Origin of the sequence: Gloeotrichia echinulata CP02 (genome assembly GCA_038087035.1) — a bacterium.
Classification (GTDB): Bacteria; Cyanobacteriota; Cyanobacteriia; order Cyanobacteriales; family Nostocaceae; genus Gloeotrichia; species Gloeotrichia echinulata.
Map to the genome: position 1 here is coordinate 4,495,359 of CP051187.1, position 24,113 is coordinate 4,519,471.

18 protein-coding genes and 2 pseudogenes are annotated in these 24,113 nt (G+C 42.5%); 11 read left to right on the forward strand and 9 right to left on the reverse strand.

What is annotated here, in order from left to right:
• Positions 1–62 precede the first annotated feature (62 nt).
• Complete coding sequence (locus HEQ19_19705) at positions 63–1,811, reverse strand: serine/threonine-protein kinase (protein ID WYM01390.1); 1,749 nt, start codon at positions 1,809–1,811, stop codon at positions 63–65.
• A 698-nt stretch (positions 1,812–2,509) separates the two neighbouring features.
• On the opposite strand from HEQ19_19705, the gene HEQ19_19710 reads away from it, so the two are divergent.
• Together HEQ19_19710 and HEQ19_19715 are read left to right on the forward strand one after the other, a co-directional pair.
• Positions 2,510–3,526 (forward strand): ribose-phosphate pyrophosphokinase, encoded by a 1,017-nt coding sequence (locus tag HEQ19_19710; protein WYM01391.1) that lies wholly within the window; start codon positions 2,510–2,512, stop codon positions 3,524–3,526.
• Between the two features lie 330 nt (positions 3,527–3,856).
• On the forward strand, positions 3,857–5,095 hold the full coding sequence (locus HEQ19_19715) for a transposase (protein ID WYM01392.1): 1,239 nt from the start codon (positions 3,857–3,859) through the stop codon (positions 5,093–5,095).
• Positions 5,096–5,148: 53 nt separating this feature from the next.
• Here the strand turns inward: HEQ19_19715 and HEQ19_19720 are convergent.
• Positions 5,149–5,409 (reverse strand): annotated as a pseudogene (locus HEQ19_19720) (HD domain-containing protein).
• Between the two features lie 312 nt (positions 5,410–5,721).
• Here HEQ19_19720 and HEQ19_19725 point away from each other — a divergent pair.
• Together HEQ19_19725 and tatC are read left to right on the forward strand one after the other, a co-directional pair.
• Positions 5,722–7,917, forward strand: a complete 2,196-nt coding sequence (locus HEQ19_19725; GenBank protein WYM01393.1) for a transglycosylase SLT domain-containing protein — start codon at positions 5,722–5,724, stop codon at positions 7,915–7,917.
• Positions 7,918–8,099: 182 nt separating this feature from the next.
• Positions 8,100–8,918, forward strand: coding sequence for a twin-arginine translocase subunit TatC (gene tatC / locus HEQ19_19730; protein WYM01394.1), 819 nt, complete (start codon positions 8,100–8,102; stop codon positions 8,916–8,918).
• A 472-nt stretch (positions 8,919–9,390) separates the two neighbouring features.
• On the opposite strand, the gene HEQ19_19735 is transcribed toward tatC, so the two are convergent.
• Positions 9,391–9,699 (reverse strand): DUF3067 family protein, encoded by a 309-nt coding sequence (locus HEQ19_19735; GenBank protein ID WYM01395.1) that lies wholly within the window; start codon positions 9,697–9,699, stop codon positions 9,391–9,393.
• Positions 9,700–9,929: 230 nt separating this feature from the next.
• Between HEQ19_19735 and HEQ19_19740 the strand changes: the two genes are divergently transcribed.
• On the forward strand, positions 9,930–10,469 hold the full coding sequence (locus HEQ19_19740) for a cytochrome b6-f complex iron-sulfur subunit (GenBank protein WYM01396.1): 540 nt from the start codon (positions 9,930–9,932) through the stop codon (positions 10,467–10,469).
• Between the two features lie 132 nt (positions 10,470–10,601).
• Positions 10,602–11,603, forward strand: a complete 1,002-nt coding sequence (gene petA, locus HEQ19_19745) for an apocytochrome f (protein WYM01397.1) — start codon at positions 10,602–10,604, stop codon at positions 11,601–11,603.
• Positions 11,604–12,020: 417 nt separating this feature from the next.
• On the opposite strand, the gene HEQ19_31190 is transcribed toward petA, so the two are convergent.
• Positions 12,021–12,206, reverse strand: coding sequence for a hypothetical protein (locus HEQ19_31190; GenBank protein WZI66963.1), 186 nt, complete (start codon positions 12,204–12,206; stop codon positions 12,021–12,023).
• Positions 12,207–13,208: 1,002 nt separating this feature from the next.
• Between HEQ19_31190 and xth the strand changes: the two genes are divergently transcribed.
• Together xth and HEQ19_19755 are read left to right on the forward strand one after the other, a co-directional pair.
• Positions 13,209–13,997 carry an exodeoxyribonuclease III gene (gene xth, locus HEQ19_19750; protein ID WYM01398.1) on the forward strand — a complete coding sequence of 263 codons (789 nt, stop codon included), beginning with the start codon at positions 13,209–13,211 and terminating at the stop codon, positions 13,995–13,997.
• A gap of 443 nt (positions 13,998–14,440) precedes the next feature.
• A pseudogene (locus HEQ19_19755) lies at positions 14,441–14,545 on the forward strand (SDR family NAD(P)-dependent oxidoreductase).
• A gap of 125 nt (positions 14,546–14,670) precedes the next feature.
• Here HEQ19_19755 and HEQ19_31195 read toward each other — a convergent pair.
• Positions 14,671–14,793: a hypothetical protein gene (locus tag HEQ19_31195; GenBank protein WZI66964.1), complete on the reverse strand. Its 123-nt coding sequence runs from the start codon at positions 14,791–14,793 to the stop codon at positions 14,671–14,673.
• Between the two features lie 3 nt (positions 14,794–14,796).
• Here HEQ19_31195 and HEQ19_19760 point away from each other — a divergent pair, with 3 nt between their 5' ends.
• Both HEQ19_19760 and HEQ19_19765 read left to right on the forward strand, forming a co-directional pair.
• The gene (locus tag HEQ19_19760; protein WYM01399.1) at positions 14,797–16,293 is read left to right on the forward strand and encodes an HlyD family efflux transporter periplasmic adaptor subunit; all 1,497 of its coding nucleotides are present in this window, start codon (positions 14,797–14,799) and stop codon (positions 16,291–16,293) included.
• Between the two features lie 594 nt (positions 16,294–16,887).
• Entirely contained in the window at positions 16,888–17,781 is an 894-nt protein-coding gene (locus tag HEQ19_19765; protein WYM01400.1) for a transposase family protein, read from the forward strand.
• Between the two features lie 203 nt (positions 17,782–17,984).
• On the opposite strand, the gene HEQ19_19770 is transcribed toward HEQ19_19765, so the two are convergent.
• From HEQ19_19770 to HEQ19_19785, 4 genes are all read right to left on the reverse strand, one after another.
• Positions 17,985–19,370: a S8 family peptidase gene (locus HEQ19_19770; GenBank protein ID WYM01401.1), complete on the reverse strand. Its 1,386-nt coding sequence runs from the start codon at positions 19,368–19,370 to the stop codon at positions 17,985–17,987.
• A 322-nt stretch (positions 19,371–19,692) separates the two neighbouring features.
• Entirely contained in the window at positions 19,693–20,940 is a 1,248-nt protein-coding gene (locus HEQ19_19775; GenBank protein WYM01402.1) for an OFA family MFS transporter, read from the reverse strand.
• 581 nt (positions 20,941–21,521) lie between these two features.
• Positions 21,522–22,607 carry an RNA-guided endonuclease TnpB family protein gene (locus tag HEQ19_19780; protein ID WYM01403.1) on the reverse strand — a complete coding sequence of 362 codons (1,086 nt, stop codon included), beginning with the start codon at positions 22,605–22,607 and terminating at the stop codon, positions 21,522–21,524.
• A complete protein-coding gene (locus HEQ19_19785; GenBank protein ID WYM01404.1) occupies positions 22,607–23,248 on the reverse strand; it encodes an IS607 family transposase in 642 nt (213 codons plus the stop codon). Before HEQ19_19785 ends, HEQ19_19780 begins: the two co-directional genes overlap by 1 nt.
• A 502-nt stretch (positions 23,249–23,750) precedes the next feature.
• On the opposite strand from HEQ19_19785, the gene HEQ19_19795 reads away from it, so the two are divergent.
• A complete protein-coding gene (locus HEQ19_19795) occupies positions 23,751–23,987 on the forward strand; it encodes a hypothetical protein (GenBank protein ID WZI66965.1) in 237 nt (78 codons plus the stop codon).
• Positions 23,988–24,113: the final 126 nt, after the last annotated feature.

Sequence of the window (24,113 nt, forward strand, 5' to 3'; positions counted from 1 at the left end):
TATTGTTATTTGTCATTTGTCATTTCTTATTTGTCAATATCTGTACTCAGCATTCAACCATACTACGGTGAATTTTTGGGAGTAAAATCTGGTTGGGATGTTGTATCATCAGGAGGTTTATTTTCTTCTTCATTAGCAGTGTCTGTGGGTGTTGGAGTTGGTGTTTCTGTTGCTTTTTCTGTTGGAGTTGCTGTTGGAGTTGAAGTTGGACTTGTCTTGGGCGTTGGTGTTGGTGTGGGCGTCTGTATAGGCGTTTCGGTTGGCGTTGGTTCGACTGGGTTTTCTAAGGAAACACTGAGACTATAATCACTTTCCCCTACTTCAGGGGACAGAGTTAACTGCATAATATATTTACCAGTTAAAGGCAATGTTCCTTCATAGAATTTAACTTTTTCCGCACTACTATCAATTGGTTTTTGATTAGCATCTAATAATGTTAATAAAATACCATTTCCCTGCTCAATTAGCACACTTAATTTAAGTCCTTTTTTTCCAGAAAATGAGTATTCAATTACTTGATTAGCTGTGAGAGTACCATCAACTTTGGTTGGATTAGATGCTTCCAGATTTAGGCGTTTACTAGATAAAACAGATTTTCCATTAGTAGATGTAGGTGTAGATGTAGGTGTAAGTGTAGATGTAGATGTAGATGTAGATGTAGGTGTAGGTGTAGATGTAGGTGTAGTTCCACCAGCAATCACTGGAGAAGGGAAAGTTTGTGGTGGTGTTTCTGGTGGTGCTTTGGACTGACTACGAATGGAACTTACCAAAGACCAAGAACCAAATCCTGCTAGAATAATTACAGCAGTCCCAATTACCCCAACTGCCAAAGGGTTATCTAAAACCGAGCTATTTTGGCTGGGGGGAATCACCGGATTGGGTTTATTGGGAACATGTGGCGGTAGCTCATCAGGACGGCGACCAACAGCAATTGTTTGCACATTCGACAATTCAGGTGCAGGAACATTGGGTTGATCTACAGATTGTAATGCTTGGAGTACATCAGCAGCACTTTGGTAGCGATCGCCCGGTATATAAATCAGCATTCGATTTATAATTTCAGCGAATCGGGGATTAACTCTTGTCCAGCGTTGCCAATTCCAAGTAAGTTGGGTTTCATCAAATAAATCCGTCGGTTCTCTACCAGTTAACAAAACTATTGCTGTCACCGCCAGAGCATATAAATCACTACTAGGATAAGCTCGCCCTGTTTGCATTTGTTCACTGGGAGCATAACCTAATTTCCCCACAGTAGTAACTGAGGCTGTGCTATCTGGAGATAGTAATCGAGTTGCTAGTTCTTTTACCACCCCAAAGTCAATTAAAACAGGCATTGCGTCACTATCTCGCAAAATAATATTTTCTGGAGAAATATCTCGATGAATAATCCCTAGATTATGAATATGTCCTAACACAGGTAACAAAAAGCGCATCAATTGCAATACTTCTGTTTCAGTCAAGGTTTGACCAACCGCTTGGCGTTGAGAAAGTATAGTTCGGTACGTCTTACCAGCAACGTAATCTTCCACCAAAAACAAGCGCTGGTCTTGTTCAAATCTTTCTCGAAATTTAGGTACTTGCGGATGCTCGATTTGATACAAAATTGCTGCTTCTCGCTCAAAAAGTTCTTGTGCTTTTTGGGAGACGAAAGCCCCCGTTGTCGTTGTGATCAATTCCTTGATGGCGCAATGTTCGTTAAAGCGTCGCGGGTCTTCTGCGAGATAGGTTCTACCAAATCCTCCCTGTCCGAGAATTTGAATTATGCGGTAACGGTTTTGCAAGACAGTGCCAATTGTAATCGGTGGTTGCATAATCGATTGATTGAGTGTAGTAGCAACTTAGGAAGAAATCACCTAAAGGATGAAAGTATAAAGTTTATACTAAATGTCATTAAAAATAGTAACTTAGCTATGGGGGTATGCAGTGTATCCCGCACCTCCCAGCATACCTAATTCCCATTTCTGGACACAACTTGAGATCACTAATATTCGCAGCCCAGGTTCTAGCGTCCAAATGTCATCAGCAATCCTCCTGTGGTGGAACGGAGAACTACGGTGTTAAAATAGTGAATAGTAGAAGCGTAAGTACGCATGTTTCACCGCCCCAACACCTGCGGCCAATTGCCAAAAGTCTTTCATAGCTGGGATAATGCGGCTACTAGATAACTGATAACTAGCTTGAAAATAAGGGCCATTAGACTAGGGGCTAGTCCAAAAGAAATTCATTGGAAATCGGCGGTTTATCCATCCCCTTGTGGGTGGTTGAGGTTGCTCAAGAGCCGACTTGGTGGCAAGTTTTGGCATTGGTGACTTTTCCCCATGCCCTATACTTCGGCTTCGCTCAGTACAAGTGCCCCATGCCCTATCCTAATAAATTACCAATAGTTTGGTTGCTGAAATTACTGAAAAATTATCAATCTATAATTTTATACAGAAAAGTTTAAACTTAAATAGATATTTTTTGACACTATTACGGTTAAATTTGATAAATTGCTGATGTTAAGATTTCCATGAATGCACATCGAGGATCTGCTGTGCTCAGTTCTGCAACTTTAAAAATACAACCAGCGCCGACAGGAGTGAATGAAAATCATCGCCTGCGGCTATTTTCTGGCTCTGCTAATTTACAACTGTCTCAAGAAGTCGCTCGCTATCTGGGGATGGACTTGGGACCGATGATTCGCAAAAGATTTGCGGATGGTGAACTTTACGTTCAAATCCAAGAATCAATTCGGGGTTGTGATGTTTATTTAATCCAGCCCTCTTGTCAACCCGTCAACGATCACTTAATGGAATTACTGATTATGATTGACGCCTGTCGTCGAGCTTCGGCCCGACAGGTGACAGCAGTAATTCCTTACTATGGTTATGCTCGCGCTGACCGCAAAACCGCAGGACGTGAGTCGATAACTGCAAAGTTGGTTGCTAACCTGATCACACAAGCAGGTGCTAACCGTGTTCTAGCAATGGATTTGCATTCATCTCAAATTCAGGGCTATTTTGATATCCCCTTAGACCATGTTTACGGTTCGCCAGTCCTGCTGGATTATTTGGCGAGCAAACAACTACCCGATCTTGTAGTTGTTTCTCCCGATGTCGGGGGTGTAGCACGGGCTAGAGCATTTGCCAAAAAGCTGAATGATGCTCCCTTAGCAATTATTGACAAACGTCGTCAGGCTCACAATATAGCTGAAGTGATGAATGTCATCGGCGATGTTAAGGGCAAAACAGCAGTGTTGGTAGACGACATGATCGACACTGGCGGCACAATTGCTGCAGGCGCCAAGCTACTGCGTGAAGAAGGCGCACGTCAAGTTTACGCCTGCGCCACTCATGCAGTATTTTCCCCACCTGCAGTTGAGCGGTTGTCCAGTGGCGTATTTGAGGAAGTTATTGTCACCAATACCATTCCGATCCCAGATAGCAGTCACTTTCCACAACTGGTAGTGCTTTCAGTGGCTAATGTACTAGGAGAAACTATCTGGCGAATTCACGAAGATAGCTCAGTAAGTAGTATGTTTCGCTAGCCAAAAAAGAACTGTTATCTTTGTTACAGTTTTATATGAAGAAGTATGAAGTATGAAGTATGAAGTAGGAATTTTTCACTCTTCATGCTTCAACCTTTATTTCTTCTGAATAATCTCAAGCGATACCAATACCTCTAGCGCGGATACTACCCGTTCTAATTCTGCAACTAGCGCAGTTGAGCCTGTCTGACTGAAGGTATCTGCTAGTGCCCGATAATACCAAAGAGTACCTTCTTTACCGAAAAAATGGGTAAAAGCCCCGTCCTTCTAGGACGGCTTTATATTTTCTAATATTGTTTTATGTGCAATATTCCGTGATAAAATACGGGCATGATAGTCAGAGAAACCAAGCTACTAAACGGAACCCTGGAGCAATACCAAGCTCTTGATGATGCCATTCGCACTGCCCAATTCATTAGAAATAAGACCCTTCGCTACTGGATGGATAACCAAGGGGTTGGTAAGGCTGACTTATATAAGCTGTGCAAGGACTTAGCAATTGAATTTGACTTTGCTTTAAAGTTAAATTCCGCAGCGCGTCAAGCCAGTGCCGAAAGAGCTTGGGCTGCTATCTCAAGTTTCTATAAACGTTGTAAAAAGCAGGAGAAGAAGAAAGGTTATCCCAAGTTTAAAAAGCATTGTCGCTCTGTAGAATATAAAGTATCAGGCTGGAAACTATCTGATGATTGCAAGATTATTACTTTCACGGATGGCTTTAAAGTTGGGTCTTTATCTGTATTCTGCAATTCAGCCACGCGAGAAGACCTTCATAGACTTAAAATTAATCGTGTCCGGGTAATCAGAAGGGCGGATGGGTATTATGCCCAATTCTGTTTTGACGCTGACCGTAAAGAAGTTGGGGAATTCACTGGCAATGTCGTTGGGTTAGATTTAGGGTTAAAATATTTCACTAAAGACCAAAATGATAATGTTGTAATTTATCCCCAATTCTTGAGAAAGTCTGAGCGTAGACTAGCCAAGGCTCAGAAACGGTTGAGCAAAAAGTTTGTTAAAGATAAAAAACCTCAGTCAATTAATTATCACAAGTCGCGGAAACGATTAGGTAAAGTTCATCTAAAAATCCAAAGACAGCGTAAAGATTGGGCTATAAAGCAAGCTCGATGCGTAGTGACATCTAACGATGTTGTAGTTTATGAAGATTTGAAGATTGCGAACATGGTCAAAAATCATCATTTGGCTAAATCGATTTCTGACGCTAGTTGGTATCAGTTCACTCAATGGCTAGACTACTACGGAAAAATCTGGGATAAGGCAGTGGTAGCAGTAACGCCCGCTTACACCTCCCAAGATTGCTCTAATTGTGGACATAGGGTGAAAAAGTCACTCAGCACCCGAACTCATTCATGTTATAACTGTGGGGTTGAAATATGCCGTGATACGAACGCGGCAATTAATATCCTCAAAAAAGGAATGAAGATATTAGGAGTTGAGTGGCAAAACAACAGTACCCAAGGGCATTGGGAATCTGCATCGCCAGATGAAAAGCATGGGGAGAAGACCGCCAATACTATTGATAGGAAACTTGATATAGCAAGCGGATTTCTGTGAACCATGAATTAGAATCCCCGTGCGTTCACGCCGGGGAGTATGTCAACTCCCACAAACCTTTCCCAAAGCGATTCGCCCAACAGGCGATAATCTTTAAGAATAGACTGGGCGTTGTAAAGTTTATCTGCGGCTGACACTAGTCGCACTGATGGGGATGCTGTAGGAATATGAGCAATATATGCCTTTTTGCGCTCTTCCCAAGGCGGTTTAGGTATACTATCAGCATCAGTACAACCATCGACAATTGCAGTTACATTATCCCCAAAGCGACGGCGAATTTCTTCCCTGGTGACTGCGCCGCCTTGGTCTTCGATCCTGCCCCCTGCCCCCTGCCCCCTGCCCCCTGCCCCCTGCCCCCTGCCCCCTGCCCCCTGCCTCTTCGTTGAAATTGGTATACGGCTAGGCTGAAATCAGCAGACTATATACTTAAGATAGATGTCATGGGATCAAGTATGCACTATCTGTCGAGTGTGGGCAAATTGTCGCCAAATCTCAACCATCAGTCAAATTAGGGATTTGGGTTTTTTGCCATAGAAAGAAAAATCTTAAGATAGAAAAGTGATAACACTGAGCGCTAGTAATGCTAAAGTTTCAAGAAATTCATCTGAAATTTTCAGCGGGTATTCATGCTGAAGCAGCTTAAAGAAAATCCAATTCCTCTCATTGCTGGTGCTGGACTGTGTGCCTTTTTAGCAGGGGCGATGGTTTCAGCACCTGAGATTGGAAAAACCTTGGGACAATGGCTCAAACAAGGTAAGAGTCAGCCTGAGCAAATATCTGAGGCGACAAAAGCCAAATCAGCCGTCTACCCACTGGTGTTACAATCTCTGCCAGAAAGAGCGGCAAAACTAACAGATATAGCTCAGAATTCTGGCTTTCCAGACCGAGAACGCGCCCGTTATATTTTGGCGAGTGATTACATTGAAAGAACACAAGCCAAAAAAGCGCTGAGTTTACTCACAGGACTAGAGAAAGACTATCCTATTCTCGCTCCCTATATTTTGCTCAAACAAGCGCAAGCACAAGACATGCTGGGCGAAAACCGCAAAGCTTCGGATATTCGACAGCAATTGCTCAAACAATATCCTCAAGAAGCAGCGGTAGTCAAAGCTATATATCTCATAGCCCAACCGAAACTCCAAGATACAGCGATCGCCAAATTTCCTTCCAACCCCCTAACCTGGGAAATTATCCGCAAGCGATTGCAAGAAAATCCGAATCAGCCACAATTGCAGTTAATTTTGGCAAAATACGCCACTGATCAACCAGGAATAGTTGGGGTGTTGGATGACCTGGTGAAACAACCCAACCTCAAACCTGAAGACTGGGAACTAATTGGCGCAGCTTATTGGACAAACAATCAATTTGACAAAGCGGCGATCGCTTACGCCAAAGCACCCCAGACACCAGAAAGCCTTTACCGCATTGGACGCGGGTTGCAGATCAGAGGTAAAGAACGAGAAAAGGCGATCGCCAGTTATCAACAACTGGTAAAACAATTTCCAGACGCCACAGAAACTGGGACAGCTTTGCTGCGTTTAGCAGAAATGGCGAAAAGCCGCAAAGATGCTATACCATATCTTGACCAAGTAATCACTAAATTTCCAGAGCTAGGTAGTAGAGCGATCGTTGCCAAAGCCAAAAGCTTAGAAGCCCTTAAGGAGAATAAATCAGCTAACGCCGCTTGGCAATTACTACTGAGTAAGTACGGCAATTCTGACGCAGCCGCAGAGTACCGCTGGAAAAATGCCCTAGATAAAGCCAAAGCTAAAGATTACATCGGTGCATGGCAATCTGCAGAACCAATTCCTACCAACAACCCCAACAGCATATTGGCTCCCAGAGCCGGGTTTTGGGTAGCTAAATGGGCAACCATACTGGGGAAACAGCAAGAAGCTCAAGAGGCTTACGAATATGTGATAAGTAAATTTCCTTACTCTTATTATGCTTGGCGCTCCGCATCAATACTGGGCTTGAATGTCGGTAACTTTAACACCGTTCGCCAAATGAACCCAGAAGTCGTCCCTCCCCAGCGTCCGGTACCTACCGCAGGTTCACAAACCTTCAAAGAACTGTATCTATTAGGTCAAGACCGTGATGCTTGGTTGCAATGGGAGACAGAATTTCAGAACAAAACCCAGCCCACAGTCGCAGAACAATTTACCGAAGGATTGATGCGTCTGGTAAATGGCGAAAATCTCATCGGAATTGACAAAATCTCCAAATTGGAAGACCGGGAAACACCAGCAGAAAAAGCTGAATATGAGGCTCTCAGTAAACAGATTACCTATTGGCAAGCCCGTTATCCCTTTCCCTATCTCCCAGAAATTAAACAGTGGTCAGCCCAACGTCAGCTAAATCCCCTGCTAGTCACCGCCTTAATGCGTCAAGAATCGCGGTTTGAGCCAAAAGCTAAATCTATCGTTGGTGCGACTGGCTTAATGCAGGTAATGCCAGACACAGCTAAATGGATTGCCCCACAAATCAAGGTAGACTTCAAAAAAATTAACCTGGAGAACCCTAACGATAACGTCATGCTAGGGACTTGGTATTTGGATCATACCCATCAGCAATATAATAATAATACCTTGTTGGCGATCGCCAGTTATAATGCAGGTCCGGGTAATGTTTCTAAATGGCTGCAAACCATCACCACCAAAGACCCAGACGAATTCGTCGAACAAATTCCCTTTGACGAAACCAAAAATTACGTCCGCCAAGTCTTAGGCAACTACTGGAATTATCTCAGACTTTACAACCCCGAAATTTCCGAAATTGTCGGCAAATACTCCGCCGAACACCCAAAATTGCCGGCGCAGTAGGGGCGCGGGAATAGGACAATGATCTGTAGGGGCGCAAGGCCTTGCGCCCTATTGACACCGCCCTTAGTGGCACATGAGTAGGGTGCATCAGATTTGAGAAATTGGTGATTCTCAACACTTGTTCTGTCGGGGGAGTGTCAAGTAGATAAAATAGTTAAGAAATGTTGCCGACAAGCTAAAACATGACCCCACAAGACCTAGACACAGCACCGCAGTCTGACGAACTGGGAATTCCCCCAGACGCCACTGTCTCAACTCCTGGCGATATCGACCCAGAAATTGATCCTCTTGATGACTTACCTGGTGAAGTCGAGATGTCGCTGTTCGACCACTTAGAGGAGTTGCGACAACGGATATTTTATGCATTGGCTGCAGCAGCGGTAGGCGTTATCGGCTGTTTTTTTGTCGTTAAGCCAATTGTCCAACTCTTAGAAGTTCCCGCACAGGGAGTCAAATTTCTCCAACTTGCTCCTGGGGAATATTTCTTTGTCTCGTTGAAAGTCGCAGCTTACAGCGGCTTGGTGCTTTCTACTCCGTTCATACTTTACCAAATTATCCAGTTCGTTCTCCCCGGACTGACTCGTCGTGAACGCCGCTTACTCGGACCTGTGGTTTTGGGATCGAGTGTTTTATTTGCCGGCGGGTTAGTATTTGCTTATTTGCTGCTCATCCCTGCAGCGTTAAAATTCTTCATCAGCTACGGTGCTGATGTTGTCGAGCAATTATGGTCAATTGATAAATATTTTGAATTCGTGCTACTGCTATTATTCAGCACTGGTTTAGCATTTCAAATTCCGGTAATTCAACTATTGCTTGGTTCTTTAGGAATTGTTTCTTCAGATCTAATGCTTTCTGGTTGGCGCTTCGTGATTATGGGCGCAGTGGTTTTAGGAGCAGTTCTCACACCTTCTACTGACCCCCTAACCCAAAGTCTGTTAGCAGGAGCCGTGCTAGGACTTTATTTTGGTGGTATTGGTCTGGTGAAGTTGACAGGTAAATGACTGGATTTATCAAAAATCTGGGTCTAAAACCCCGTCGTTCTACGACGGCTTTTGGTATAATAGGCTTTGTGTCAGGGTAATCAACCACATAAAAAACCCATTTGCTACCTAACAAGTAGACGCTGCACCTTCTCCCAAAGGGAGAGGCTACGCCAAGACAACTAAATCTTGCTGGTTCTACTTCGTAGTTCTAGTATCACCTGGAAGTAGGTAAAAGATTTACAGGTACTAGACTAACAGCATTAAACTGCAAACAAATTTTGCACTATGTGCAACTATGGTCGGGCAGACCAAAAGTTAACGCTAGGGGAGAGAACCACCTCTGGCTTAGATACCGCAAGGGGTCTAGGCTAAGTGGACTCGTTGAACCAACAATCCTTAGCCTAAAGGCTAAGGAGTGTCAAATCCCAGTCCCCAGTCCCCAATCCCCAATCCCCAATCCCCAGTCCCCAGTCCCCAGTCCCCAGTCCCATCATAAAATCCATTCCGAAGAGCGTTCACCCAAATCGAGCGGAATGCTGACAGCTTTGCCGAGTCGTGGACGCTCTCGCGTTTTTGTAATAAAAGTTTGCACTTGATTAGAGCCGCCTAAAGCATGAAGATAATTGGCGATTGTATCGAGGTGGCCTTGATACTCAGCCTCGCTTAAGGGGAAGGAAGCTTGCTCTAGATATTTCCACATCACTTGCAAAAATATCTTCCCCTGGGAGCGCCGCAACTGGATATCGTAAGAGCGTCCCCACTTATCGAGTAAAATTTGACGTAATTCCTGTCCTGTCATAGCTGGTCTCAATTAGATTTTACATTTAGTTATGATGTTAAGTTCCGTAACTCTTGTATGATAAGGATATAAAGAAATGTAATGCTAACAAAAAAGATGCTAAATATATCTTGGAATAGAGAAATTTGGCATTATTGTAAGGCTCTAGCATTTCGATTCAGATAAGAGTTGCTTAAGTACTGGTACTCTTGTCTAAATGCTTAATAAAATACACAAAGAGCGCGTAGATTATGGCTCAATTTTCTGAATCAGCAGACGTGCCCGATATGGGGCGTCGTCAATTCATGAATCTGCTCACTTTTGGAACGATAACGGGAGTGGCTCTGGGTGCATTGTATCCCGTTGTCAAGTACTTTATTCCACCTGTTACTGGTGGAAGTGGTGGCGGGACAACGGCAAAAGATGAACTAGGCAACGATGTTAGTGTCAGTAAATTTCTAGAAGGCCATAATGTAGGCGATCGCTCCCTAGTTCAAGGACTGAAGGGCGACCCGACTTATCTGGTGGTAGAAAGCAAAGAGGCGATCGGTGATTATGGCATTAACGCCATTTGTACCCACTTAGGTTGTGTTGTCCCCTGGAACGTGGCTGAGAACAAGTTTAAATGTCCTTGTCACGGTTCCCAATATGACGCAACTGGTAAAGTTGTTCGCGGTCCTGCACCACTATCTTTGGCTCTAGCTCATACCAGTGTACAAGAAGACAAAGTAGTCTTGACCCCTTGGACTGAAACCGACTTCCGCACCGGCGATGCACCTTGGTGGGCGTAATCATTTTGTCATGAGTTATTTGTCCCTAGTCATTTGTTCGGGAATCGACACTCTTGACTAATGACCCTTGACTAATGACCCTTGACTAATGACTAATAACTAATTCATGAGAGAATCGTTGTCCTTATAGAGATGAGAAATGCTTTGACTACAGCGAGCTTAACTCGCAGTGCTAGAGCCATGCTAAAAACATTGCTCATAGCGATCGCTACGGTGACATTTTTCTTCACCAGCGATCTCGCTCTTCCCCAATCTGCTGCTGCTTATCCCTTTTGGGCACAGGAAACCTATCCCGAAACCCCCCGCGAACCGACCGGGCGGATTGTTTGCGCTAACTGTCACCTAGCAGCCAAGCCTACGGAAGTAGAAGTTCCCCAATCCGTGCTACCTGACACCGTATTTAAAGCGGTGGTGAAAATTCCCTACGATACCAATGTGCAGCAGGTGGGTGCTGATGGTTCTAAGGTCGGCTTAAATGTTGGTGCAGTACTGATGCTACCTGAAGGCTTCAAAATTGCTCCAGATGAACGCATTCCTGAAGAATGGAAGGAAGAACTTGGTGATATTACCTTCCAACCCTACAGCGAAGACAAAGAAAACGTCGTCATCGTCGGACCACTTCCCGGTGAAGAGTATCAGGAAATTGTCTTCCCAGTTCTCTCTCCTAACCCCGCAACTGACAAAAGCATCCAGTTTGGTAAATATTCAGTTCACGTAGGTGGGAACCGGGGACGTGGACAAGTTTACCCCACTGGTGAAAAGAGCAACAACACAGTATATAATGCTTCCGCTACTGGCACAATTACCAAAATTGCGAAAGAGGAAGATGAAGACGGTAACGTCAAATATCTCGTGAGCATCCAACCAGAATCTGGTGAAGTGGTAACAGATACAATTCCTTTAGGACCAGAATTGATTGTTGCTGAAGGCCAAGCTGTGAAAACTGGTGATGCTTTGACCAGTAACCCCAATGTTGGCGGATTTGGTCAACGAGATGCAGAAATTGTGTTGCAAGATGCTTCGAGAATCCAATGGTTAATTGCTTTCATTGTGCTTGTCATGATGGCTCAAGTTCTGTTGGTACTGAAGAAAAAGCAGATTGAGAAAGTCCAAGCTGCTGAGATGAATTTCTAAATTCATTGCTCAATTATCAATTTTAAGTTTCAGGACAGGCTCATTGCCTGTCTTTTTTTATTTCTTCAAGCCAACCTACGGAAATATTCAATTTTAGGCTTACAGCCATTTTCAGGTAAATAGACCAGAGGGTAGGGGCGCAAGGCCTTGCGCCCCTACGAAGATCTGTGGTTATTGCGTGAAAATTGCTGTAACTTAACCAGATGACTGGAGTCTGTTGACGCTCCCACGGCTTCAAGCCGTGGGATTCTTGTTTCATCCAGTAGTTCACTTGAATACCCAGATGAGGATGGGAAACCGATGGCTGTACGAACTGCGAACTAATTCGCCGTCCCCATTCTTCGATTAATTCACTTGCACTAATCCCTGTGAGCGTTAACGGCGCAGGAGCGTCATTCCAAATTCCGCGTAGGGGTACTAGGTATTAACTGCAGGCTGGGGAGTCAATCCTGTATTACGAGTTTCTAGATTTGACAATCGAGTCATAGTTAACAGAGGTACTTCCTGGCGACAGGATAGACAAAACCAATAAAGTTCGCTATGACGAACGTGACGCAGGAGGGAACCGCCACAACATGGGCAATTGTTGGCTCTCATACTCATATCCAATGTCCTCCCTGAAAAGAGTTGTTGTTTAAAACGGTCAAAAAAAATTATTGATTAAAATTCAATGAGGGCAACATAAATGCACTCATTTAAGTTGATCCGGTCTGAAATAATTTGTTTGTAGCTCTGTTTTTAACAATCAATTAGCCATTTGGGTAAAGCTGACGTTGTTTTCTACAAATATTTGGGTGATTTGGCGATTTAGTTCCAGTAATCCTGAAATTATCGGTGCTATTGCCTCTTTACTGTCAAAACACCATCGCCAGACTTCAGTCTATTCGTAGACACGATTTTTTAACTACATTTCTAATGTACAACCTATTGCTTACTATTTTCATCTATCTTGGGGATCATTAGCAATTATGATATTTTCTAGTATATCTGACAAATTTGTATATTTTGTATCTGTAAACACTAAATAATGGGATATCAGGAATATTATGAAGGATTCATTTAGGGGAAATAACGCCAAATATGGAAAATTTATAAAAATTAAATAATCATGAAAATTTCAATCATGAAAATTTGATAATTTCATATTTGTTTATGTTTGATAAAGTGCATACACTAGGACACATGAAAAAACCTAACGCTTCCCCGCCTCACTTGCGCTTAGGGGTTAGGGAGCCAGTGGCTTGCTTTTCCTAGGTTGTGCAAACTGGCGTGGTACGGTCTCAATACTGCGTAGGTTTTGAAAATCGCAAAGCGTGAAACCCTTGTCTTGACGTTACATGTAACGTCTCTACATTTGTTAACCGAGCAGTATTGGGTACGGTCTTATTTTCAAGTCAGTCAATCACGGGAAAATTCCACAACCAAACATGAATTTCTCTTGGACAGTCCCCAGTCCCCAGCGATGCACTGAGCTTGCCGAAGTGTCCCCAGTCCCCAGTCCCTATTTTCAAGCAAGATGTGCCACAGCTTAACAGTTGACAGTCAACGGTAAACGGTCAACCTCAAGTGGGATAATTTAGGTTTTGGAGTTGCCTGAACTGACTAATGAAAATTGCTACTTGGAATGTCAACTCAATTCGTACACGCCTAGAACAGGTGATTGCTTGGTTAAGTCAAAATCCTGTTGATGTCCTGTGCTTACAAGAAACAAAAGTTATAGACGCCGACTTTCCGCGATCGCCTTTTGAAGAATTGGGCTATCAACTTTATATTTCTGGACAGAAAGCTTACAATGGCGTCGCCTTAATCAGTCGCCAACCCCTTTCAGATGTCACCACTGGTTTCACAGCTATTTTGCCCAATCTCGAACCGGAATGGGATACACAAAAGCGTGTGATTACTGGTGTAATCGATGGCATTCGGATTGTCAACCTTTATGTTCCCAATGGTTCAGCTGTAGGCAGCGAGAAATACGAATACAAGTTAGGCTGGTTGAAAGTGCTGCAGGAGTATTTGCAATTACTCCTGAAATCACAAGCAAGTATCTGCGTGTGTGGCGACTTTAATATCGCACTCGAAGCCAAGGATATTCACGATCAAGTAAAGACTGACAACCACATTATGGCATCGGCAGCAGAGCGCCAAGCCTTACGAGATATATTGTCCTTGGGATTTGCTGATGCCTTTCGCAAATTTACTACAGTTGGCGGACACTACAGCTGGTGGGACTATCGCACAGCCGCCTTTCGTCGCAACTTAGGTTGGCGGATTGACCATCACTATCTCACACCTGGGCTGTATGAGCGTGCTACAAGCTGCATTATTGATGTTGAACCCAGAAAATTGACCCAACCCAGCGATCATACGCCAGTGATTGTCGAAGTCGAGATTTGAGATCAGGCTATCAATTGCTTACTGAAAGCAGACAGAGGATTTGACACTCTCAGGTCTAAAGACACTGAGATTCTACAGACAGAGTAAAACTCTCGCTACGACCGTCAAACGCCGTCTACCTAGTCACTCTAAGTCAAGCTTAGGTTTCTAGCTACTTTTATTTTTTCCAATGCTTTGGTGAATCCATCACTAAGCCAAGACGCGGTACGCTCCGCAACAAGCCTTTATTTGCTCTTTCCTGTCATACTGCGCCAGGACTTAAACCTAACCGTTGTTTCATAGGAGCCGGGATTTCTCCGATACTAGGATGCTTCAACACGTAGATGTTTTTTGTTCTTACTCACAATCTAATTTTAACACAAATACCACTGCGACTGAAGTCGCTCGTGCCGCTGACCACGAGCGGTCTGAAGACGCTGAGTTTCCCGCATCCCGCGTATTCCTATGAAGATGCTCCCGCATTTAAGGCTAAACGAGCCGTAGAGGGATATTTGACTGCTACTGGGTTAAATTTCACTATTTTACGTCCATCTGCATTACTATCGAATTTTTAGTCATTAGTCATTGGTCAAGGGTCATTGGTCAAGGGTCATTAGTCATTGGTCATTAGTCATTGGTCATTAGTCATTGGTCATTAGTCATTGGTCATTGGTCAAGGGTCAAGGGTCAAGGGTCATTGGTCATTGATGATTAAACAACTGACAAACGACAAATGACAAATGACAAATGACAAATGACAAATGACAAAGGACAAAGGACAAATGACAAATGACAAAGGACAAAGGACAAAGGACAATATATGAAATATTCCCTAGCAGCAAATGCTGCTCAAGCACGTCAAACAAAACAGACATTTGCTAAACCAGACGAACAACTATCCTATGAATTGGGTAAGGCGGTACAAGAATTACCACCGCTTTACACCAGATTATTAGCGGGAACAATGAGCATAGTAGTATTTGGGGCGATCGCCTGGGCGCATTTTTCCCAAATCGATGAAGTCGCGACAGCGCAAGGGGAATTAATTGCTTCTACACAAGTGCGACCTGTGACATCCTTGGGTAATGGCACAATTGTGACTGTTAAGGTAAAAGAAGGCGATCGCGTTACCAAAGACCAAGTATTGATTCAACGAGATCCTGACTTACAAACAAGCGATGTTGTCCGTCTGGCTAACGCTAAGAAGTTGATTCAGGAAGACTTGGAACGGTTGGATGCAGAACGTATCGGAGCTAAAGCTACCGGCACAAAACTACAAAATGAATTGTTAAACTCGCGTCTATCAGACTACAAAGCGCGTCAAGCAGGTGCTGAAGCCGAAGCCAATCGCCAACAGGCGTTAATTGCTCAGGCCAAAGTGCGGTTAAATCGCTTACAAGAAAACCTAGTCAACGCCAAAACTAGCCTAGTCAACGCCAAAACCAACCTAGTCAACGCCCAAAGCATCCGCACTAAAATAGAAAGCAACCTGGCGATCGCTCAACAAAGAGAACAAGGGCTACGCTCCCTCATTACTCCTGGTGCTGTACCCAGAGTTGATTACTTGGAAGCACAAGAAAGATTAAATCGTGCCAAAACAGAAATTACCAGGGCACAAGATGAAGTTACCAATGCCCAAAATAGAATCACAGAAGCCGAAGATAAAGTAACATCTTTAGAAAAAGATATTGCAGCTCAAGTGCAAGAAATTCACCAAGGCGAACAAGCCTATCAAGGCGCTCGCAATCAAGCGCAGCGTCTGGCTTCAGAACGCCAAAGTGAAATTTTGACCCAGAGGAACAAGCGCAATGAAGAACTAGCCAACGTTGCTGGTCAATTAGAGCAAGCGAGAAAGCAACAAGCAGGAGAAACAATCAAGGCTCCCGTTTCCGGGACAATTTACAAAATTAAAGCCACCAAAGGACCAGTACAAGCAGGTGAAGAACTACTGTCAATTTTGCCAGAAGGCGAAGAAATGCTACTCGAAGTTAAAGTCCTCAACCGCGACATCGGATTTATTCGCCGAGGGATGAACGCAAAAGTAAAAATGGCGACTTTCCCCTTCCAGGAATTTGGTACTATTGATGGTACAGTCGTCCAAATCAGTCCGAATGCAATTGCCGACAAAGAATTAGGCTTAGTTTTCCCTACCAGAATTAAGCTGAGTAAACATTCCGTGATCGTCCGAGGTCAAGCAGTCACATTTACTCCTGGGATGGCCGCCAGTGGTGAAATTGTCACTCGGAAAAAGTCAATTTTGACATTTATCATTGAGCCTGTGACAAAGCGATTTAGCGAAGCATTTTCTTTGCGGTAAGCTACTCCCAGCACTTCACGTAGCCCTTGAGGTAGGGTGGGAAATGCTCACCCTACAGATATCAATACTGCGTAGGTTTTACCCGAAACCCCGCCCAGAACTAATACCAATTCAAAAAATCTTTGCAACACATCGATAATCTGTAGGGGCGCAAGGCCTTGCGCCCCCAATACTGCGTAGGTTTTGGAAAATCGTAGGTTGGGTTGAGGCTCACCGCAAACCCAACAAAGCCCCCCAAATGTTGGGTTAGCCTACGGCAAGCAAGCTACGTTCCTCAACCCAACCTACGTGGGTTAAGGTTTTTGGGGTTAACCGAGCAGTATTGCTTGCGCCCCTACCCGATACTGCGTAGGATTTGCAGGGGAAGCCAAAATACCCCCCTGCTCCCCGTACCTCAACCAAGAAATTCCAAAACCTACGCAGTATTGCGCCCCTACCCTATCTGTCCCATTCTTTTTTCAAATTGGTAGAACGCACCCTAGGAACAAACATTTCAGCACTATCACCTTCATTGATAGCAATCCATTAGATATCTCCAAAATAGAAACATTCTGTGGTAGAAGGGTATACAATTAAGTTTTTTACCACAAGAACATGAGTGACGTATTAGGTTACATTAAAAATAACTCCCAGGAAACCCAGCGATTAGTTGGTCTAAAGTATGAGCAACTAGAACAACTAATAAACCAGGCGATAGCCTTACATACCCAAAAGCAACAGGACATCGAAGCGAAGAAAGTTAGAATCATAAATAAAGGGGGCGGTCGTAAGGTAAAGCTATCAACAGAAGAGCAAATTCTTTTAACTTTGATATATTTACGACATTTAACAACATTTCAATTGTTAGGTATCCAGTTTGGAGTGAGTGAATCAACCGCAAACGATACATTTAACTACTGGTTCCCAATCCTACAACAAATCCTGCCATCAAGTTTACTTCAACAGGTAAAAAAAAACATCAGTGATTACGAGGTAGTGCAAGAAATCCTAACCGACTATGAACTAATAGTAGATACTTCGGAACAGGCTAGAGAGCGACCAGGCGACTATAAAGAGCAGTCCAAGTATTACTCAGGCAAGAAAAAGCACCATACCTTTAAAAACCAAATTACTGTTTTACCAGATGGCAAAGATATTGTTGATGTAATCGCGGGAGAACCAGGACCAAAAAGTGATATAAATTTGTTTCGCTCAGGGCAGAATGCATTTAATCCTCATCAAAAGTTTAAAGGAGATAAAGGTTATGAAGGAGAAGCATCGATTAAAACTCCGACAAAAAAGCCAAAAAAAGGAGAATTAACTCGGTCAGAAAAAGAGAAAAATAAAGTAATTGCATCTGAACGAATATTTGTTGAACATTTGATTCGTGTAATTAAGATATTTAGAGTGGCATCTGAAAGATTCAGATTAAATACAAGTAAATACGAACAAATAATTATGACAATATGTGGGCTTGTAAGATTGCGAATAGGAGCCTTGGTTTTATAAATATAAAATGGGACGATTTTTCTTTCATGAAAATAGGCGTTTATAAATACTCAGTTATACCTGATTATCAACACAAACTGTCTCAAACCCTTATTTTGGCGTTGAGAGTTGCTGATATTTACCATTGGCGATGGCTACGCCCGCCGCAGGCATCGCCTGTTAAAAGCCAGTCATAGAAGGGTATTAGCATTTTTCGGAGATGTCTATTTGTTGTTAAGAGTGCTATCGTAGTGCCTTGTGTCTAAGGTTGTGAACTCCGAAAATAGGTCATTATTTTGCAATTTAGAGATACTAATACTGTCCAAATCTAAAGTTGCAGTATTCCTCTCGGTTATAGAACTGAGGTTGAAATTAGAGGTTGGTATTTGTGTAATATTGTTTGGCATCTGTGCAACTAATTGACCCACTAGGGAATTATTGTTGAAGTTGAAGCCAGAGTTGAGATTTGATGTACTATTTCCTGCAGTCTGGGTGATGATCTGACGCACTTGAGCATCAGTCAGGTTACGGTTAGCACTAAGCATTAGAGCAACTACCCCGGCAACGTGGGGAGTCGCCATAGACGTACCCTTATAGTAGGCATACTTATTACCTGGCACTGAGGAGTAGATATCTACCCCTGGAGCTGTGACATAAGCAAGTTGACTGATTCCTGGTTCATTAGAGAAATCAGCCATATTATTATTGCGATCTACAGCCCCAACTGCAATTCCCCACTTATCTGCATAGGTGGCGGGATAAGATGTGATCGGGTAACCATTATTGCCTGCGGCCATGACAACAACCACACCTTTGCGACTGGCATATTCAATAGCTGATTCTAGAGTGCTATTAGGAAAATTACTACCCAGGCTGAGGTTAATTACATTAGCACCATTATTTACAGCATAGTAAATACCATTAGCGATGCCACTATAGGAGCCTGAACCAGAATCATTGAGAACTTTAACCGACATAATCTTGGAATCATAAGCAATACCGGTCACACCATAGTCATTGTTTTCCCCAGCAATAGTGCCAGAAACATGGGTACCATGACCGTTTTTATCTAAAACTTCATTGGTGTTCTCAATAAAGTTCCAACCCCGGACATCATCAATATAGCCGTTACCATCATCATCTATACCATTATCAGCAATTTCCTTGGTATTAGTCCAGATATTATCCCGTAAATCTTCGTGGTTGTAGTCAACTCCAGTATCCACAACAGCAACGACAACACCTTTTCCTGTATATCCCTTTGTCCAGGCTTCTGGGGCTTTTACCATATCGGCGCCCCAATTTTTCCCACCCAAATCAGGAACATCAGCAAAGGTATTCTGACCAATAGCTTTAGCCACTGCGGCTCCTGCATTCACCAAGCCGTAGCCAGAGTTAGAGCTATAGCTTGTAGTGCTAACATCACTACTGCTCTGCTGCACATCAGCATCATTTGTTTTCAAATCATTGTTAGTTGTGTGAGAGCTACTACGACCATTGAGACTTAAACCGTAGTTTTCGCTGTCATTAAAGGTATTTCCTGAAGAGACAGAAGTAATATTTAGTCCTTGATCTGTCAACAATTGATTATCACTATAATCACTAGCCATCAGTATTTTATCCTCAAAAATAGGATTTTTTTTGATAAAAAACTCTTAAAACCTTCGGGGCAAAAGGCTTTAAGTCATGAATTATTACCCTTTGCTAAAAATTACTATAAAATCCAGTAACAAAATGCAAATTTGATTACAAATATCAGTCTAAGAGATGCTTTTTTTAAGCAATACTGTTCGGTGATATACAACAATATTAGGCTGTGTAGTGGAGGTAAAAAGCGGTGTGGATGTTTCTTAATTATCCAATATTGTGGGGTCGGACTTCCAGTTCGACCCCACAATAACTAGTTGAGTATTTTTTTATTTGTCCTATTGCTTACTCAGCAACCACAGCACTAGAGAAACTGCGTTTGAGCATGAATACAGCTAACACAATTCCCAAAATTGCTAAAGCCATAGTGGGATAAAAGAAAAGAGTGTAACTGCCGAATATATCCCTAATTCTGCCTGCTAGCAAAGTCCCGCCTAAAGCACCAGCACCATAAGCGGTGAAGACAATGCCGTAATTTTTAGCATAGTCCGCTGGTGGAAACAGAATTAAAGTTGTCGTTGGCGCAATGGCTAACCAACCACCAAAAGAAAAATAAAACAGAGAAAATGCGACTAAATAAGTAATTGCATCACCCTCACCAACTTTCAACATCAAAATCGAGGCGATGATAACGAGGACGAAGGCGAAAATTGCCCCAAATTTAGGTGTAAAACGGTCAGTGAACCAACCAAAAAACAGACGCCCCAAACCATTAAAAACGGCAAATAAGGAAACTGTATTGGCTGCTGTTGTTGGATCTAGTTTAACAATTTCCTGACCCAAAGGGCTAGCAATACCAATCGCCGCCAGTCCAGAAAAAGAGCCAATGGTATAGCATAACCATAAGCCATAAAATGCTGGGGTTTGTGTGATTGGTAGTTCACTGGTGCTAGATGCATTTGTCTCTACGGACACAGGAGGATTCCAACCTGCAGGCTTCCAGCCATCTGGTGGTGTCTTGAGTACAGTGGAAATTGCCAAAATAATCGCTGTAAAAGCAATACCTAAGATGACAAATGTTTGTTTGACTCCGTAAGTCTCAATCAGTGATTTTGCTAAAGGTGCTGTAATAAAAGGTGACAGACCAAAACCAATGACAGTTAAGCCAATAGCAATACCTTTTTTGTCAGGAAACCATTTAGCAGCAACTGCTAACGGTACACCATAAGCTATCCCCACACCCACACCAGCAATTACACCGTAAGTGATAGTTAGCTGATAGATATTGTCACCGAAACCAGAAAGGACATAACCAATTCCCATGACCACACCACCAACAGCGGTGACAATATTAGCACCAAAGCGGTTGATGTAAAAGCCAGTAATTGGCATTAACAGGGCAAAAAGTACCAGCAGGACTGTAAATGGTAATAAGCTTTCAGTTGCACCAATATTCAGCAACTTTTCTAAAGGTTTTCTAAAGATACTCCACGAATAAACAGTACCCAAACAGAGTAAGACAGTTGCACCAAGAGGTATCATAAACCATCTGCCCTTTTCCGCCGACATACCAAACAGTTTAATATTATTCATCTCTGAGGGTGTGACACATAGGTTGTAAAGTTTACCTACCAAGGATTTTAGTATTATGATCTGGAAAAATATCACTGTTGATTATACATCTGTGAAACTAAAAATCTGATTTCTAGCATCGTCTTAGGGACTGACAATTAAAAAAAATCTCGAATAAGTAGCCGTTATAAACTGCGTACACCAGAACACATTAAAAAACCTCTTATTCCCCTCTTTGCGCTTAGGGGCTAGGGCTGGGGTGTTTTTGAGGCTGAAACTTGAGGCTTTGAGGCTGAAACTTGAGGCTTTGAGGCTGAAACTTGAGGCTTTGAGGCTGAAACTTGAGGCTTTGAGGCTGAAACTTATACCAATTTGAAAAAAGAATGGGACAGATAGGGTAGGGCGAAAGGCCTTGCGCCCCTACAGATTATCGATGTGTTGCAAAGATTTTTTGAATTGGCATTAAACCGCTCAACCGTTACATAAATCCTACTCAAACCTAGTCAACACCTATCAAAGCTATTCAACTGAGTTTGAGTTTCGTTTATTTCCTGCTTTATTCTGGAGATGTCGGCATCAACCAGTCCACAGGCTAATACTGTCTAACTGACAGCTAATACCAAATTGATTGCAGCGTTCAAATCACGGTCAATTGTGAAACCGCAGTTACCACACTCAAACACTCTTTCTGATAGCGAGAGCGTTTCTTTTTTGGTTCCGCAGTTAGAGCAGGTTTTGGAACTAGGAAACCATCTATCAACTACAACCAAATTAGAACCATACAGTTTGCACTTATATGTTAATTGACGGCGAAACTCGAAAAATCCCATATCAGCAATCGATGACGCTAGTTTGTGGTTAGCCAACATTCCAGACACATTAAGGTCTTCAATCACTACTGTGCCGTGGTTCTTGGCTAGTAGTGTCGTGAGCTTGTGTAACGTATCTTTTCGGATGTTGGCTATCTTTCTATGCAACCTAGCAATCTGTATTTGCGCCTTCTTCCAATTAGCTGAACCAATAATTTTATGGCGATTCAACCATTGCATTCTGCTTAACTTAGTTTCATATTTTTTATAAGATTTGGCTCCTAATATAACTTCACCTGTTGAAAGTGTAGCCAACGTTTTGACACCGAGGTCAACGCCTAAAACACTGTTGGAAGTGCCTACAGCCGTTTCTACCTCAAACCTAAAACTAATAAACCATCTGTCCGCTTGGCGAGATATTGTACAAGACTTTGTTAATACCTGCGGTAATCGTTCATAGGTTTTAAGAATACCAATTACAGGAACTTGGATTTTGTTATTGCTTAAGATTTTGACTATACCTTCTAGAGTGAAAGAATCACGTTTACCTTTTTTCTTAAATTTTGGAACACCAGCAGTCTTGTTGAAGCATCGTTTCCAAGACTCACGCAAAGCCATTAATGCTTGCTGTGGCGTACTTTTTGAACATTCGTAATACCACTCATGCTCAGATTTCACTAATGCTACTAACCACTTATGTAGGTCAATAGCAGTAGGAAACTTAATTTTAGAATCAGGATTATCTTTGTTATGGTCAAGGATTTGTTTGGTCAATCCAAGTCCCCAGTTCCAAGCATGGCGTGCTACTCCACAATGTTTTGCTAATGCAATGCGTTGCTGATTATTCAGTTTCAATTCAGTCTTGAAACCTAGTAGCACTATGACACCTCCTTTACTACTTGAGTCATGCCATCAATCAATTTCTTATTTTTCTTGCTTCTAGAGCCATACAGACGTGCTGAAAACACGGTAATTAACTCAATCATGTCTGTGACCAACTCTTGCTCAAAAGTTGTTTCCTCTGCGGATTTATTGATAATGACAACCTCAGTTTCAAACTCTGCACACATTGCAAAAACAATTTCCGAGCCAAATCTTAGTAATCGGTCTTTGTGAGTCAGCACTAATCTGCCGACATCACCTTGCATAATGCGTTTGAGCAATTTTTGAAGTCCTTTTTTGTTGTAGTTTAAACCACTGCCTAAATCTTGAATGGTTTCAAACTGCCATCCATTAGCAGAACTAAATGCTTCTAATACCTGCACTTGACGCACTAAATCTTCCTTCTGGTCGTGGCTTGAAACTCTGGCGTAATTTATGGTTACGCGGTCATCTAACTGCTTTAAATCTCTAGGAGTAATGCGTTTAATGTCTGCTAGATAAAATCTTCTCTGTCCTGAAGGTGAACGCTCTGAACGTATCTTTCCTGAGTCTGCCCACCTCCTTAAAGTTATGACTGAGACACCTAGCTGTTGTGCAGCGTCTCCAATACTGATTGTCATTTCACCGGATTTGTCCATCGTAGCTTTCTGTTAGAGACTACATCCCATTATCTCCTCATTCCGGAAGAAATGACAAGAGGTGATGAGGAATTTAGTTACAGTTTCCCGCCCCCAATCTCTAGAGTCAAGATGTCTACCATGAGTCGCGGATAAGATAGAGCAGTATGATAAAACTTTAAACAAAATATAGTCTAGCATAGTCAGATATAGTCTAAAAGACAGTCCTAATGAAATTATCTGATTATGCTAAAACCTTGGGGATTTCCTACCTTACCGCTTGGCGACATGACAAAGCAGGTAAAATACCATAACAGAGCAACTGCCCACGGGTACGGTAATTGTTGATTACGACCCGAAAAAGATATCAGGGCAAAGCGCAAAACCGAAAAAATTGTAGAAGCCTTAAATTCTCCAACAGATTGATTAAGTTTTCTAGTCAAGCATATCTTACTGGATCTTGAATGATATACTAATTTCATTGCCAAAGTTGATCAATACTTTGACTACGCTCAGTATAAATATGCGTCAAGTAGAAAAGCACATAATCAAAGAAGGACATGACTGGTTTGATTATTGTAGTGACATTACCACTATTTCTCGGCAGCTTTACAACACTGCTCAATTCACTCAGCGTCAAGGTTTTTTCTACGGATGGGGAACTCAATCACAAGCTAGCTTAGACACTTTATTCAAACAAAATGAGAACTACAAAGCAATAAGGGTTCTTGCGTACTTAGCGTGCTTAATTATTAATTAAAGTCTATAAATTTGCTTTAAAAGTAAGGCTTACAGGCGTTCATAATTTAATTTTTAGCAATATGATATAAAATACAGAAAATAATGGCTATTATCTTAGCTCTGCAAGGGTTTCAAGCGGATTATT

Bases quoted from the DNA above. Each gene is read 5' to 3' on its own strand.
- HEQ19_19710 (WYM01391.1), top strand. From the start codon at position 2,510: ATGAATGCACATCGAGGATCTGCTGTGCTCAGTTCTGCAACTTTAAAA.
- HEQ19_19760 (WYM01399.1), top strand. From the start codon at position 14,797: ATGAAATATTCCCTAGCAGCAAATGCTGCTCAAGCACGTCAAACAAAA.
- HEQ19_19765 (WYM01400.1), top strand. From the start codon at position 16,888: ATGAGTGACGTATTAGGTTACATTAAAAATAACTCCCAGGAAACCCAG.
- HEQ19_19785 (WYM01404.1), bottom strand. From the start codon at position 23,248: ATGGACAAATCCGGTGAAATGACAATCAGTATTGGAGACGCTGCACAA.
- tatC (WYM01394.1), top strand. From the start codon at position 8,100: ATGACCCCACAAGACCTAGACACAGCACCGCAGTCTGACGAACTGGGA.
- petA (WYM01397.1), top strand. From the start codon at position 10,602: ATGAGAAATGCTTTGACTACAGCGAGCTTAACTCGCAGTGCTAGAGCC.
- HEQ19_19705 (WYM01390.1), bottom strand. From the start codon at position 1,811: ATGCAACCACCGATTACAATTGGCACTGTCTTGCAAAACCGTTACCGC.
- HEQ19_19795 (WZI66965.1), top strand. From the start codon at position 23,751: ATGCGTCAAGTAGAAAAGCACATAATCAAAGAAGGACATGACTGGTTT.
- HEQ19_19725 (WYM01393.1), top strand. From the start codon at position 5,722: ATGCTGAAGCAGCTTAAAGAAAATCCAATTCCTCTCATTGCTGGTGCT.
- HEQ19_19770 (WYM01401.1), bottom strand. From the start codon at position 19,370: ATGGCTAGTGATTATAGTGATAATCAATTGTTGACAGATCAAGGACTA.
- HEQ19_19775 (WYM01402.1), bottom strand. From the start codon at position 20,940: ATGAATAATATTAAACTGTTTGGTATGTCGGCGGAAAAGGGCAGATGG.
- xth (WYM01398.1), top strand. From the start codon at position 13,209: ATGAAAATTGCTACTTGGAATGTCAACTCAATTCGTACACGCCTAGAA.
- HEQ19_19735 (WYM01395.1), bottom strand. From the start codon at position 9,699: ATGACAGGACAGGAATTACGTCAAATTTTACTCGATAAGTGGGGACGC.
- HEQ19_31190 (WZI66963.1), bottom strand. From the start codon at position 12,206: ATGAGTATGAGAGCCAACAATTGCCCATGTTGTGGCGGTTCCCTCCTG.
- HEQ19_19740 (WYM01396.1), top strand. From the start codon at position 9,930: ATGGCTCAATTTTCTGAATCAGCAGACGTGCCCGATATGGGGCGTCGT.
- HEQ19_19715 (WYM01392.1), top strand. From the start codon at position 3,857: ATGATAGTCAGAGAAACCAAGCTACTAAACGGAACCCTGGAGCAATAC.